Genomic DNA, 12,878 nt, shown 5'->3' on the forward strand with positions numbered 1-12,878 from the left:
TTACTTTAAGTGCTGGTGATGTTGGCGCGTATACAAAGGCAGAAACAGATACTAAAGTTGCTGATGCGAAAAAGGCAAGCTCAGATGCACAAGCGACCGCCAATGCAGCCAACACTGTAGCAAACAATGCGAATAATAACGCGAATGGACGGGTACCAAGTGGGCGCAAAGTAAACAATAAAGCACTGACCGCAGATATAGTACTGAATGCAGGGGACGTGGGCGCGTATACCAAGGCTGAGGTGGATAGCAAATTTGCGGCAGGGAGTGGACTAGGTTATGGACAAACTTGGCAGAATGTTAAAGCTTCACGTGCAGTTGGCACGGTTTACACCAATTCGACAGGGAAACCTATTGTAATACTCGTTACTGCCAGTACTTCTGCAAATGACCGTATGAATGGCGTTAATATTCATGTTAACGGCGTCGTGATTGCGACTTCTATGACTTACGGTAACGGAGCCAAAGCCCCTGTATCTGCAGTTATTCCCCACGGTTCAACTTACAAAATTGACTATCCAAGCGGAACCGTTAGCCCATTTATTCATCAATGGTTTGAGTTGAGGTCATAATGAAATATTACAAAGACAAAAACAATGAAGTATATGCCTATGAATCAGATGGATCACAGGATGCATTTATTGCTGATGATTTAGTCCTTATTGCTGAGCAAGAGGCATTAGCGATCACCAATCCACCTCCAACAAAAGAGCAATTAATCGCTGAAGCCGAGTATCAAAAACAAGCACTATTAAATGAGGCTACCGCCGCAATTGCACCTTTGCAAGATGCCGTTGACCTTGGTATCGCAACAGATGAAGAACGGGAGCAGTTAAGGGTGTGGAAAGAGTATCGAGTAGAGGTGAATAGGGTGGATGTTGGGTTGGGGTTGTGTGTTAATTGGCCAGTTAGTCTAAAGTGACAATACAATAAGGATTTAATGATGTACTGAATTTGCTTTCTATTTGTGCTTATTAGTTGATATTTTCCTTATTCAAATTAGCTCCTTTATCTGAACAGATAAAGTATCCATATTAGCTAATGATTATGTTTTTTTCGTGTATTATCTGTTCAGATAAGCTATTATAAATAGCTAAGGAATGGTGGGGCTTACTCAGAAGGCATTAGTTATGGTTCATATAGAAAATAAACTATTACAAGATATGATAGAAACGCTAAAGGACACACTGGAATGTGAAGTCACTGACTTTAAAGCACTCTCTAATAATATCGGTATTGACTATGTATTTGAGGTTAATACAGAACGAGGGATATGGATCGTGCCCGTTGAGGTGAAAAAACAAGCATATCCAAGAGATGTAAAACATGCTATCTGGATATTTAATGAATTTTGCCAAAAATACAAATATGAGCAAAATGTTATGCCTATATTTGTAGCTGAATTGATTAGCGAAGGCGCAAGAGAAATACTGAAAGCTCATAATATTGGATATTATGAGCTCAATGGAACCTTTTTTGTCAAAAATAAGCAGATACTTATTGATATTCAAAGACCCCGAAAAAGAATGACAAAAACAGGGGGGGTTGATCTCTTTAGCGATGCGCGCGAAATGGTCATTCATGCACTATTACAGTCTCATGGGGATTGGTTTTCTGGTGAGGAGTTAAGCAGTTTTTCTGATACATCAGCATATACGGTTTCTGGTGTTCTCAAAGAACTTGAGCTCAGAGAGTGGGTTGTTAAATCCAATGAAGGTGGGCGTTCTCAAAGGCGTAGATTGGTTAATCCGACCGCCTTACTTAACGCTTGGACTGAAACAATAAAGCAACGTAAGAAAAATAAATTTTATGGCTATATATTTGCATCAGATATAGTGGATTGCGTCATAAATATTGGCCATGAAGTGAACTCCTTCGACAACAACATAAACTGGGCTATCACTGGTGCATTAGCGGCAAATCAAGCCTCACCATTATTAACGGGTGTTAATGTAGCTGAAATTATTGTTCCACAGGGTAAAGCGGAAATATTTGCAAAATCAACAGGCATCAAACAGGCTGAAAAAGGATATAATGTGGTAGTGCATGAGTGGACGGCAGCTGGTTTACAGTTTATAAAAGTGAAAAATGGGTTACCAGTTGCTAGTAACTTCATTCAGTATTTATCTTTATTGGACGGAAAAGGGCGAAATGCGGAACTTGCTGAGCAATTCCGTCGGGAAATTTTGGAGATGTAACCATGGCTGGTCATAGTAAACCTAAAAATAGAACTGGATATTCAGCAATCAATACAGAAATGTGTGAACGTGTTTTAGTTACATTACTAACTACCTTTGGAACAATGAAAGGGACTTTACGCCTAATAGGGGGACTTGTGCCTCGTTATTTAACCCCTGAACAGCCACCTATGATACCTGAGCATTTTGGCACAACTGATGTTGATATAGTACTAAACCTTCAAGTTATTGCAGACGGTGAGAATTATGCATCTTTACACGATCAACTTGTGGAAAAAGGTTTCAGAAAAAATTCTGAGAAAAACTCATGGCGTTGGGAGTTTCCTATTCCTGATGGATCGTCAATACTAGTGGAATTTTTGCAAGGTACTAGCGTTGATGGAAAACCCGGAAGATCAGTTCCAATTGATGGAGAAGGCGTTTCAGCTCTAGTGATCCCTTTCGCAGAAATATCACATGATTGGTACCGCGAAATAGAAATTACGGCGACCCTCTTTGGGGCGAATGGAGTCGAAAATGCAGGTATTTCTATCGAGACTATACGTTTTGCAGATGAAGTCGCATTTATTCTTCTAAAAGCTATTTCATTTGACAATCGTAAAGAACCCAAGGATGCAGCAGATTTAATTCATGTTATGCGTTATGCAGGGAAGCCTAATGAAATTGCAGCAAAATTCCTAAATCGCATAGAAAGTGGTGAGCATCAGGAAGCTATATCCACTGGGTTGGCAGCCTTACAAAAATGCTTTGCTGAAGGCAATGGTGATATAGAAGGATATACGTTAGCTGGCCCAGTTCTTTATGGTCAATTTATGCATGGTGATGACCCAACTCTAGAGGACGAGAGATTGCGAGAACAGCGTTTTGCAGCTGGCTTAGTTACTGAAATTTTAAGGATTATAAGAAAAGGTAGCTCGGTTTCTCAGTAAAATATCATTGATTCATCTATTGCGAATCTTGTTGATAGCTAGATTAGGTTTAAACAAGAACAGCTGAGGCGAATCAATTCGCCTCACATTCCATCAAAACACGCCCATCCCCCCCCAACATCCACCCCCTCCAATCTTTCCCTCACATCCTCATTCACCCGACTTAACGACAACGTAAAATCTATTTTTTTCGCTTTACCGTCAGTAAAAAATTCTGTCCTATCCATAACCAGATTGGTGATTACATACATACCGTGAATCGTTCCTGTGCCCTCAATCAAAGGTAGTGGCTTAGCCACATAGGCCGAGGTTTTTAATAATTCCAGCGACACATCACCGCCAGTGACTTCGGGATAAAGCGTACCGGCCAGTGTGATCTTATCTTCACCGGCGCCAACATACTGCCATTTGGCACTGCGGCCAACACGATCATTTTTCACATGGCGCCGATCTAGTGAGTGGTTAAAGGTTTGATAGGGGGCGGTGCGTAGCTCAAACACAAACATGCCATAAATCATCATCATAATATTAGTCCTGATCTTTTAAGCTGGAACGGCGGCGGCTATCACGTTCACGTAACAAGGTGGTTAATTGCTGTTTCACAATGTCGGCAATTTCTTTTTTATTGCTCATATCAACCCCGTAAAAATTCAACTCAAAAGTATTGTATTCCGGCTGCATGATTTGGCGTTCTGGCCGTGTCGGCGATACTGCCACCGGTACCGCATTTAATTTGGGTTGAATAGGGGCTAAGGTATTAATCAACACATCATTGAATTGTGGAAATAGTGAGGTTTTTCTCGCAGCGATACGGGGCTCTTGATATAGCCCATCAACCGTGGTCACAGCTGGAAAGTTTTTAAACACAATATCGCCGAGTTTATTTCTATCGACACTTTCGGCCGCATCGCTTAACGCGGATTTACTGCCTTTTTGCTTGCTCTTTTTCTCTGCGCCGTCATACACCAAGGTACCGTATTTTTCCGCATTTTCTAGCGGGTTTACGTCATTGGCTTTTTTCTGTAGTTCGCTACTTTTCTCAAGCTGTTTACCGGCAACGGTGACGCTACTGGTGATTTTACTGGTTGCCTCGGCTTGCTGTTTTTGTGCCTGTTCGTTGGCCTTGGCGATTTTCCCTGCATAAGCAGAAACGGAGTTTAGCACCTTGAATGGGTCTTTTTCGTTTGGGTCAACGCCCATGGCACGCGCTGCATCGGCGGCAGCTTCGGCCGCGGAGGGAATAACACCCAGTTTTTCTAATATCCAGCCAAGCCCTTTGGCGACTTGCTGAATGGGAAAGAATAGGGCGCTGATAGCGTTACCCACTACCTCGCCGAACACTTGACCCGCTTCGGTACACGATTTCAATTCTTCCGTAGATAATTGAACTGGTGATAGCAATTCTTTAAACCAATTCCACACCTTGCTGACCGCATTTGAAATACCGTCGAATATCGGGGCGAACGGGGCAAAAGTGGCACTGAAAGCCACACCAATTGGCGCAAGGGCAGCCGTGAAACCATCCCAAAACCCGCTAAAAAAGGCTTTAATCGGCTCCCAATATTGATAAATTAATACCCCAGCGGCCACTATGGCGGCAACAAATAAACCCACAGGGCTCAATAACAAAGAAAACCCACCGCCAATAAGATTAATGGCATTACTGCCTGCGACCATTAAGCCGCCAAAACCTTGACTGCCGGTAAGCATAAATAGACTGAGTCGCATCGCGGCAAACGGCACAATCACCGTGGCAGCGGCAAGGGCTAACGCGCCAAGGGCAGTGACTAAAGTGGCAATTGCTATCGCTCCAACCGCAAGGGCTTGCGTGGTTTTAGGGTGTTCTTTCATCCACTGGCCAACTTTGCCAATAAAACCTGTTAATGATTGGGTGACACGGCGTAAAGGGGAATCGACATTTTCTTGAATCTCAATGCCGAGATCTTCCCATGCAGACTCTAACTGTTTCAGGTCGCCTTTTAAGTTATCAATTTTAACTTTGGCGTTTTTATCGGCTTCACCCTCGGCGCCCATGTTGGCCGTTTTCAGTGCGTCATAGCGGCCATTCATGACTGCATCAATGACGGCGCCCATACCGACCATCGCTTCCTCGCCGAAAATGTCTTTTTTCATGCGAATTTGGCTAGCTTGGTCAAACTTACGCATGCTTTTGCCAACGTCTTTTAAGATTTCGTCGGCATCGCGGAGTTTGCCGCTAGCGTCTTTAACACTGACACCCAGCTTATCAAGGGCGGCTTGGCCTTTGCCGACTGGAGCAACCATGCGCGATAAGCCAGCGCGCAGTGACGTACCCGCCATACTGCCACGAATACCGTTATCTGCCATGGTTCCTGCCATTGCGGCCATACTTTCAAGGCTGACACCAAGTTGTGCAGCAATAGGGCCTGCATACGTCATGGTTTCACCAAGTTGGCGTAGATCGGTATTACTGCGGGTAAAGGTGGCCGTGAGCACATCAGAAACACGGTTCATATCTTCGGCTTTTAATTGAAATTGCGTCAGAACGTTTGAGCCAATGTCGGAAGCCTCACCGAGATCCATATCACCGGCCAATCCCATGTTTAACACGCCACCTAATGCAGCCTTAATGGCATCTGGTGTAAAACCGGCCATTGCTAAAAACTTTTGGCCGGCTGCAACATCAGTAGAGGTATAAGCGGTACTGGCGCCCAATTCTCGCGCTTGCTGACGTAGCATGGCGAGTTGTGGCGAGTTTTTATCTAATCGGGTAAGTGCCTGTACTGTTGACATACCCTCGTCAAAGTCTCGACCAGGAGCAGTGATCCGTGCGCCTGCGTATAATGCGCCTGTACCACCGGCTACCGCCATTGCACCACCCATCGCCAATTTATTTCTGACTTCTTTTGCCTTAGTGTATTGAGTCTGGGCGCGAGTCGTTGCCGCTAACCGGCGCCGTTGTTCATCCAATTGTCGGTTGTAGGCCTCGGTGCGCCTTGTGGCTTGTGCGGTTACATCGGCACTATTGCGTGCTGAAATTCCTTGTCGGTATAATTCGGCTCGTACTGTGGCTAGGCGTTGTTTTTCTTTATCGAGAGTTCGGCCAAGTCTGTCTCGCTCTAAACGTGCAGCGGCAAGTGCTTTTTTTTGTGCTTCGGTTTGTTGATTCAGGGGTGGGTAAGCATCACGCAATGCTTTGACTTTATTTTTAGCGTCATCATAAGCACGAGTATTCTTCTCAATTGATTGAGATAGGCGCTCGAATGTTTTTGCTTGCCCTTGAAGGTTACGTATAGAAGATTGGGTTGTTCTAATTTTAGCAGAAAGCCCCGCGGCGCTACGCTGCGCAGCACCAAGAGGGCCTGATAAAAGGTTCGCAGCACTTAACGACACCCTGATATTTAAATTGCGATCACTCATGATTCATTTCCTGTTCTGGCGGCTGCGCGTTTATGCCATAACAGGATTTCGCCAACCGTCATGGCGTCATATTCAGACGGCGCCCAGTGGAAAACGGTGGCGATATCAGCGATTAACTCATCCGTTTCAATGTTCGGGCATTCGATTACTCGTCCGCGTTGTCTGTCATCTCTTGCGGGGAGTTCGGTACTAAAAAATTAGCAATACCAGTGGCAAGTGCATTAAAGGCAGGGATAGGCAGCAGCGAAACATCACGCTCGCTCATACGGGGTGATGTCACACGCGGCAGCAATTTAATCAGTGAATCCACATCGGAGGTCATCACGTCATACAGTTTTAAGCCACGTAAGGCGCCAACTTGTTTCATCGTGTCGGTGATGGTGATCTCAGTGATTTCTAACCCCGACTCTAATTTGATTGGAGCGTCGAATTGAATAACTTCAGCCATGGTTACTATTCCTATTTAAATAAATATAAAATGGGGGGGGTGATTAAACCCACCGTATTAATTAGTGGCCAATGTTGGCTCGGTGTTTTTCCAGCATGTCTTTGCCGTTGACTTTCCACACCATGTTGAGCAAATCCACTTCAAACGTTTCTTTGTTATTGATGGTGATTTTGCAGTACGTATTTTTGATGGTGTATTTGTGCTGAGTGTTATCACCGGCTTTCGCACTGCCGAAATCCAATTCAGTAAAACGCCCACGAGTTTGAATTTCACACGGAACGGATTCACCGGTTGAATCATTGTAGTAAGAGCCCGCAAAGCGGAATTGCTTACCGTCAATGGTGGCGCCCCAACTTTCCAGCAATTCAGACATTAAGCCCCCCATAGAGGCATCCATATCTAATGCGCCAGAATCAAAGCCCATCATGACAGCAACAGAGCCCACCATACCGGCACCTTGATAATCCTCTGTTTTTAATGACAGCTTTGGTGGGGTGACTTCTTCTACTTGTCCAAGGTAGGTTTGGCCATCAATAAACAGGTCAAACATAAAAAGTTTTTTAGGCATACCCATAATTCAATTTCCTTAGCCCAGTTGATCAAAAACAGCGAAATACTCGTCAGTGAATTCCTGCGTTAAAGACAGGTTTTCCAGTGGCGGTACGGGGGTGTATTTATAGCGAATGTGCGCCTTGCCATCGCGTAAATTTTCTTTCGGGTTATCCGATGGGTCATACCAACATTGGAACCCTAATAAACGGCCTTGCGTGACGAGTTGTGCGCCTTTGCGGTTGATCCCATCAACAATATCTTTCACCAATGAGGGCGTGAGTGTTTTGTCGATATAGCTAAAGTGCGCCTCGGCGATCATTTCAGCCAAGATTTGCGCAGTACGGGTATACACTTCAAAGGTATAAATTTCTTTATCACCGGTGCGATTACCCCAAATGTGGTACCCATCGCGCTTAATCAGCGTGGTGATTTGGTGGCTGTTTAAATCGTTGGCGTCGGTGTCTTTACCTTGTAACGTCCAGTAAATATCCGCGCTAATACCCAAAATACCATTAACCGGCACGTTAGAAATCGACTTATGCCAGCCTTGTTCCGCATCAATCTTGGCACGCAAACCAATAGCGTAAGCGGTGGCGGGGATAACTTCATTTTGGCCGCTTTCTTTGTTGTACGCGATAAATTCAGGATAGATGATCATCACTTCGCGTTGATTGAAATCTTCGCGGTATTTCTTGGCTTCGGCGATGGTCTTGCAACCGTTGGCGCTGATATAGGCAAAGGCTTTGATTTGCTCGGCAAAAATCGCAAGCTGCATGGCAACCGGTTTAGTGTCCAGTTTGGGTACCGCTAAAATACGCGGACGCTCACCGATATTGGCTTCAGCGGTTAGCAATGCATAAAGGCCGGTATAGCGTCCATCGTTACCCGTGCCGCCAATGACTAATTGGTCTTGGGTCTTTTCGCTGCCTTCTTTCGCTTCAGGAACGCGCACAATGACTACTTTTGGGCTGCATTGGTCATCAATCGCTTTTAAAGTAGTGTAAAGCGTACCGGTTTTACCCGCTTTGCTGAGTACCGTTTTAATGCGTGTGACTAATACGGGGGTGTCGAGTGGGAACGCCTCGGGGTCGGCATCTTCTGCGGTGCAGACAATACCAATCACTGAGGTGTCGATATCTCGAATAAGGGTGCTGAGGTCGGTGGTTTCATGGACTTCAACACCGTGATGATATACGGCCATCGTTATTATCTCCTGATGTCTATTTATCTTTATTCTCAGGGATGTTTGATAACAAATCATGTACTTAGGGTTCTCACAGGCACAAGAGAACCACGGATGATTGCTCACCTACGCGCGCGACGACAATCTAGGCATATTGAATTGGCTAGGTGGTGAATATGTCTTTTACGGATTGGACAGAGGGGAATTTAGTCAAAGTTCCTGCATTTGATTTAACGGTCGGTGGCGTGCAGCTCCTGAGCGTCAATGACCGGCTTATGTCATTGACATTAACGGATAATCGGGGTTTTGAGGCTGATACCTTAGAACTCACTATCGATGATACCGACGGTAAAATTGCGTTACCGGCGCGTGGGGCTGAGATTTCCATTTCCCTTGGTTGGCAGGGGGAAGCCTTGGTACACAAAGGGATATATACCGTTGATGAAATTAGCCATTCAGGCCCACCTGACCAAATCACGGTAACTGCCCGTAGCGCGGACTTTCGGCAGGACTTTAACGTCAAACGCGAATACAGCTGGCACGATATCAAAGTACCTGATGTAGTGAGTGCGATAGCGGGGCGTTATAACCTCAAGCCAGCGGTGAGTAAACAATTGATGCACATTGAAATTGACCACGCCGACCAGACCAATGAAAGTGATATTAGCTTTTTAACGCGCATGGCTGAAATGCTCGGCGCGATAGCCACCATTAAAAACGGCAGTCTGTTATTTATTGTGCCTAATCAGGGAGTCACGCAAAGCGGCAAGCCATTGCCCGTCATTACCATTATGCGGGAAAGTGGGGATAGGCATTATTTCAGGTTAGCAGACCGTCAAGCGTACACCGGCGTGCAAGCCTATTGGCTCGATTTGGACTATGGCCAACAAAAGAAAACTAATCTTAAACGCAAGCAAAAACCCAAAAAAGAGAAGTCGAGCAAAAAAGAGGGTGATTACATCGAGGGAGCTGAGGGTAACGTTTTTGTGATGCGACAAACTTTTAAAAACGAACAATCCGCTAAGCGTGCCGCCGCGGCCAAGTGGTCAAAATTACAAAGGGGCGTGGCAGAATTTAATATCACGTTGGCCGAGGGTCGCGCCGATTTATACCCTGAAATGCCTGTCACGGTATCTGGCTTTAAACCGACCATTGATAGTCACCAGTGGGTGATTAGCCGTGTTGTTCACCAAATCGATGGTCACGGCTTTATCACAAGTTTGGAGTTAGAAATAAGGATCAAAGATGTTGGTATTGATGAAGGGTAGGTTCTTCAGAGGTTGGTGTTATTTTTATAAACTTATCCTTTTCAACTAGGTTCACATCGTCATTGTTGACAAATATACATCTAGGGGGAGTTTTTTCAGGTCTAAAGAAATCAAATTCAATTCTTGTGGTTAATGATTTAATATCATCATAGTTACAAAAGATAGAATGCGTTGGTGTTTGAAATGCATTGAAAGCAGTCATTTGAATTTTATTCAGTGTTGCAGGAATAGGTGTGTCAGCATCATGCCATTTTTTTGCTGTTATTTCGATTTTGTTTTTATTAATGAAATGTATGGAGTCAAAGGTTTTATAAGCCAAAAGGTTAAGAATATTAGTGGTGAAGGATAAAAATATTAAATACAGTGATAGATAAACAGTCTTTTTTATGATTCCAATGTTTGGGAGTAAAAGTATCACGTTTGGAATTGTATATAAGATAAGGCACAAGCTAACAAATGGTATGAAAGCATCTTCTAATTGCATTTCACCATCAAGGTTATTTACTAATGCAGAGATAGATAGTATAGACATAGGAATGATAAGCAGTGAAAACAATAATAGCATTATAAATCTATCACGATTTGTTATTCGGTTGTTGCCTTTTTTACTTCTGAAAATATCTTTAAATTCATTAGGGTGTGTCATGAAATAAGGTATTTTTGTTATTGTTTGGAAGGTCTTTTTCACTAAACTGAATAATGCTTTTTGGGCTTTTTTGAAATTAAAAACAGTTTCGGTTAGTACAAATGAAAGGCAAAGAAAGTAAGGCACAGATGCTAAATGATATTTTTTCTCGCTAAAATAACTATAAACTATAATAAAACCAATTGTTAAAAATAAAATGCTAATAGTTTTGTATAAAAGAATTTTGTAAAAATTTAATTTTATTTTTATGATTTTAACATTGTTCTTGTATCGTAATATTAGTAGTGCCATTACTATAAATGTCATGAATGCCATGAGTGTCACATATTTGGGATGATCCACCGTTAAATAAATCATAGAAAATATTACAATTGGACTTATATATATTGATAGTAAATAACTCCAAATAGATAATCTAAAGTTTTGCTTTATATTATTATCATTGGTTATTTCAATGGATAGATTAATAAATTTAAATGTTAAAAATGGAAGACTATAAAATATAAACGTAAAAACAAACCAAGCGATAGAAATAAATATCAGATAAGGGAATAAGTAGCTCTCTTGTAATAAAAAAGAAAAGAAATTTTGAGCATTCAGTGTACTAAGATAAATAAATAATATTATGGGTGATATAAGGACAGATACGGATATCAATAATGTGATTTTAGAAGAATATGAACCTTTAGACATATAATAAAATCCTTTTAATTGATTTTTGTGATGAATAGATTAACCTAACTTAAGGCATACTCCAAACCCAAGGTTAAAAAATGGCGTTCAATTGTCCCCTGTGTGGCGCTGTGACCTATACCAAAACCAGTAAATCCATGAGCAGTGAAACCCGTAGAAGCTATCACCAATGTCAAAACATGCTGTGTGGCTGCTCTTTTACGACAATAACCTCAGTGGAGGTCTATCTAACAAAAACAATTCCACAAGAGTTACCAGAAGGTTTTGAGATCCAGATAGATGAGCTACCTAGATCACATCGAGGAGAGAAACAGATGGAGATGTTTTGATAAACAGTATTATATTAATAACTTGATTAAGATAATAAGGAATGTTGAATTTTGAAAATTTTAAATACAAACAGGGAGTTAAAATCTAATTTAAAAAGGATGATTTCATGTTATAAGTATATTTCTTTTGGTGTTGCATGGGCTACGTCAAAAACGGATTTATATGAGTTGCTTCTTAGCCACAAAAATAAGATAAAAATAGGTGTCATTGGAACTCACTTTTACCAAACGCATCCGGATGTTTTAGATGATTTTTGTATGTCTAAAAAGGTTAAATTCATCTTACAGCCTAATGGAGTTTTCCACCCTAAAATATATCTTTTTTGGAATGATGAATATGATTGGAGCGTAGTTATCGGTAGTGCGAATTTTACATATGGCGCCATGGAAAAAAATACAGAATTATGTGTATTAATCCAGCAAGACGATTCGAATTATGAGCTTGAATATTTTGTTGGTCTAATAAGTAATTATGAAAAAAATGCCCAAAGTATTACTGTAAATGAGGCGAAGAGATATAGAAATATCTGGAATGTTAGATCACGATCCTTAATGAAAATTGCAGAAGTCTATAATAAAAGTAAAAATACTAATATATTACATAGTAAAGTATTAACAATGGATTGGAATGAGCTATATAAAGAAATACAAAATGATCCATATCATGGGTTTAAAGACCGAATAAATTTGTTAAAAAAAATAAATTATTATTTTGAGGGGAATGTACATTTCTCAAATATGGATGTAGGTGTCAGATGTGGTATAGCAGGGCTTAGAAGTGAAGAAATAAAAAATTGGGCTTGGTTTGGTTCCATGATCGGGGCTGGGAAATATTATAATGCCATTAATTCAAATAACATAAATATATCTAATGCACTAGATGAAATATCGTTAAGTGGAACGATAACGAGAGATTCTTACTTGGAATATGTTGAATTGTTTAAGCGAGCGTTTCCTGAAGGGCGGGATGGCGTTGGTATTGCCACACGGCTATTATCTATGAAACGACCTGACCAGTTTATTTGTTATAATGAACAGAATAAAAAAGGGCTTGCAGAAGAGTTCTGTTTATCTAAGCGTAACTTAAATTATGAGGAATATTGGGATTTGATTATTGAAAGAATCATGGTTACTCCTTGGTGGAACTCTGAATGGCCATCCTCAGGAATTGAACGAAGTGCATGGCAAGGCCGAGTAGCGATGCTCGATGTTCTATTTTATAAAGAAAAATAA

General features: G+C 41.9%; 13 protein-coding genes and 1 pseudogene. 7 read left to right on the plus strand and 7 right to left on the minus strand.

The annotated features are described in order from the left end of the window. From PR709_RS12355 to PR709_RS12370, 4 genes and pseudogenes are all read left to right on the plus strand, one after another. Positions 1 to 572 (plus strand): annotated as a pseudogene (locus PR709_RS12355) (phage tail protein); the annotation flags it as partial. Further along, the gene (locus PR709_RS12360; RefSeq protein WP_004919670.1) at positions 572 to 922 is read left to right on the plus strand and encodes a tail fiber assembly protein; all 351 of its coding nucleotides are present in this window, start codon (positions 572 to 574) and stop codon (positions 920 to 922) included. The pseudogene PR709_RS12355 and the gene PR709_RS12360, both read left to right, overlap by 1 nt. 208 nt (positions 923 to 1,130) lie before the next feature. Continuing rightward, complete coding sequence (locus tag PR709_RS12365; protein ID WP_052309248.1) at positions 1,131 to 2,198, plus strand: hypothetical protein; 1,068 nt, start codon at positions 1,131 to 1,133, stop codon at positions 2,196 to 2,198. A gap of 2 nt (positions 2,199 to 2,200) precedes the next feature. Continuing rightward, the gene (locus PR709_RS12370; RefSeq protein WP_004919673.1) at positions 2,201 to 3,127 is read left to right on the plus strand and encodes a hypothetical protein; all 927 of its coding nucleotides are present in this window, start codon (positions 2,201 to 2,203) and stop codon (positions 3,125 to 3,127) included. Between the two features lie 83 nt (positions 3,128 to 3,210). Here PR709_RS12370 and PR709_RS12375 read toward each other — a convergent pair whose 3' ends face one another. The 6 genes from PR709_RS12375 to PR709_RS12400 form a co-directional block, all read right to left on the minus strand. Beyond that, positions 3,211 to 3,651: a phage tail protein gene (locus tag PR709_RS12375; RefSeq protein ID WP_004919675.1), complete on the minus strand. Its 441-nt coding sequence runs from the start codon at positions 3,649 to 3,651 to the stop codon at positions 3,211 to 3,213. 4 nt (positions 3,652 to 3,655) lie between these two features. Further along, positions 3,656 to 6,526, minus strand: coding sequence for a phage tail tape measure protein (locus PR709_RS12380; protein WP_004919677.1), 2,871 nt, complete (start codon positions 6,524 to 6,526; stop codon positions 3,656 to 3,658). Continuing rightward, on the minus strand, positions 6,523 to 6,672 hold the full coding sequence (locus tag PR709_RS12385; protein ID WP_319867245.1) for a GpE family phage tail protein: 150 nt from the start codon (positions 6,670 to 6,672) through the stop codon (positions 6,523 to 6,525). Before PR709_RS12385 ends, PR709_RS12380 begins: the two co-directional genes overlap by 4 nt. Next, the gene (locus PR709_RS12390) at positions 6,672 to 6,974 is read right to left on the minus strand and encodes a hypothetical protein (protein ID WP_004919679.1); all 303 of its coding nucleotides are present in this window, start codon (positions 6,972 to 6,974) and stop codon (positions 6,672 to 6,674) included. The genes PR709_RS12385 and PR709_RS12390 overlap by 1 nt, the downstream gene beginning before the upstream one ends. A gap of 61 nt (positions 6,975 to 7,035) precedes the next feature. Then, on the minus strand, positions 7,036 to 7,548 hold the full coding sequence (locus PR709_RS12395) for a phage major tail tube protein (protein ID WP_004919682.1): 513 nt from the start codon (positions 7,546 to 7,548) through the stop codon (positions 7,036 to 7,038). Positions 7,549 to 7,560: 12 nt separating this feature from the next. Beyond that, the gene (locus PR709_RS12400) at positions 7,561 to 8,727 is read right to left on the minus strand and encodes a phage tail sheath subtilisin-like domain-containing protein (protein ID WP_042116578.1); all 1,167 of its coding nucleotides are present in this window, start codon (positions 8,725 to 8,727) and stop codon (positions 7,561 to 7,563) included. 158 nt (positions 8,728 to 8,885) lie between these two features. On the opposite strand from PR709_RS12400, the gene PR709_RS12405 reads away from it, so the two are divergent. After that, the gene (locus tag PR709_RS12405; protein ID WP_004919685.1) at positions 8,886 to 9,977 is read left to right on the plus strand and encodes a phage late control D family protein; all 1,092 of its coding nucleotides are present in this window, start codon (positions 8,886 to 8,888) and stop codon (positions 9,975 to 9,977) included. Here the strand turns inward: PR709_RS12405 and PR709_RS12410 are convergent. Next, positions 9,949 to 11,316: a hypothetical protein gene (locus PR709_RS12410; RefSeq protein WP_004919687.1), complete on the minus strand. Its 1,368-nt coding sequence runs from the start codon at positions 11,314 to 11,316 to the stop codon at positions 9,949 to 9,951. The two genes, PR709_RS12405 and PR709_RS12410, sit on opposite strands and share 29 nt — an antisense overlap. Positions 11,317 to 11,396: 80 nt before the next feature. On the opposite strand from PR709_RS12410, the gene PR709_RS12415 reads away from it, so the two are divergent. Then, positions 11,397 to 11,645, plus strand: coding sequence for an ogr/Delta-like zinc finger family protein (locus tag PR709_RS12415; protein ID WP_071599652.1), 249 nt, complete (start codon positions 11,397 to 11,399; stop codon positions 11,643 to 11,645). Between the two features lie 51 nt (positions 11,646 to 11,696). Continuing rightward, positions 11,697 to 12,878: a phospholipase D family protein gene (locus tag PR709_RS12420; protein ID WP_148493744.1), complete on the plus strand. Its 1,182-nt coding sequence runs from the start codon at positions 11,697 to 11,699 to the stop codon at positions 12,876 to 12,878.

Source organism: Providencia sp. PROV267 (assembly GCF_028477825.1).
GTDB lineage: Bacteria > Pseudomonadota > Gammaproteobacteria > Enterobacterales > Enterobacteriaceae > Providencia > Providencia stuartii.

What these genes read in the sequence shown, in the direction of transcription:
- PR709_RS12360 (WP_004919670.1), top strand. Translation starts at nt 572, where the DNA reads ATGAAATATTACAAAGACAAAAACAATGAAGTATATGCCTATGAATCA.
- PR709_RS12365 (WP_052309248.1), top strand. Translation starts at nt 1,131, where the DNA reads ATGGTTCATATAGAAAATAAACTATTACAAGATATGATAGAAACGCTA.
- PR709_RS12370 (WP_004919673.1), top strand. Translation starts at nt 2,201, where the DNA reads ATGGCTGGTCATAGTAAACCTAAAAATAGAACTGGATATTCAGCAATC.
- PR709_RS12375 (WP_004919675.1), bottom strand. Translation starts at nt 3,651, where the DNA reads ATGATGATGATTTATGGCATGTTTGTGTTTGAGCTACGCACCGCCCCC.
- PR709_RS12380 (WP_004919677.1), bottom strand. Translation starts at nt 6,526, where the DNA reads ATGAGTGATCGCAATTTAAATATCAGGGTGTCGTTAAGTGCTGCGAAC.
- PR709_RS12390 (WP_004919679.1), bottom strand. Translation starts at nt 6,974, where the DNA reads ATGGCTGAAGTTATTCAATTCGACGCTCCAATCAAATTAGAGTCGGGG.
- PR709_RS12395 (WP_004919682.1), bottom strand. Translation starts at nt 7,548, where the DNA reads ATGGGTATGCCTAAAAAACTTTTTATGTTTGACCTGTTTATTGATGGC.
- PR709_RS12400 (WP_042116578.1), bottom strand. Translation starts at nt 8,727, where the DNA reads ATGGCCGTATATCATCACGGTGTTGAAGTCCATGAAACCACCGACCTC.
- PR709_RS12405 (WP_004919685.1), top strand. Translation starts at nt 8,886, where the DNA reads ATGTCTTTTACGGATTGGACAGAGGGGAATTTAGTCAAAGTTCCTGCA.
- PR709_RS12410 (WP_004919687.1), bottom strand. Translation starts at nt 11,316, where the DNA reads ATGTCTAAAGGTTCATATTCTTCTAAAATCACATTATTGATATCCGTA.
- PR709_RS12415 (WP_071599652.1), top strand. Translation starts at nt 11,397, where the DNA reads ATGGCGTTCAATTGTCCCCTGTGTGGCGCTGTGACCTATACCAAAACC.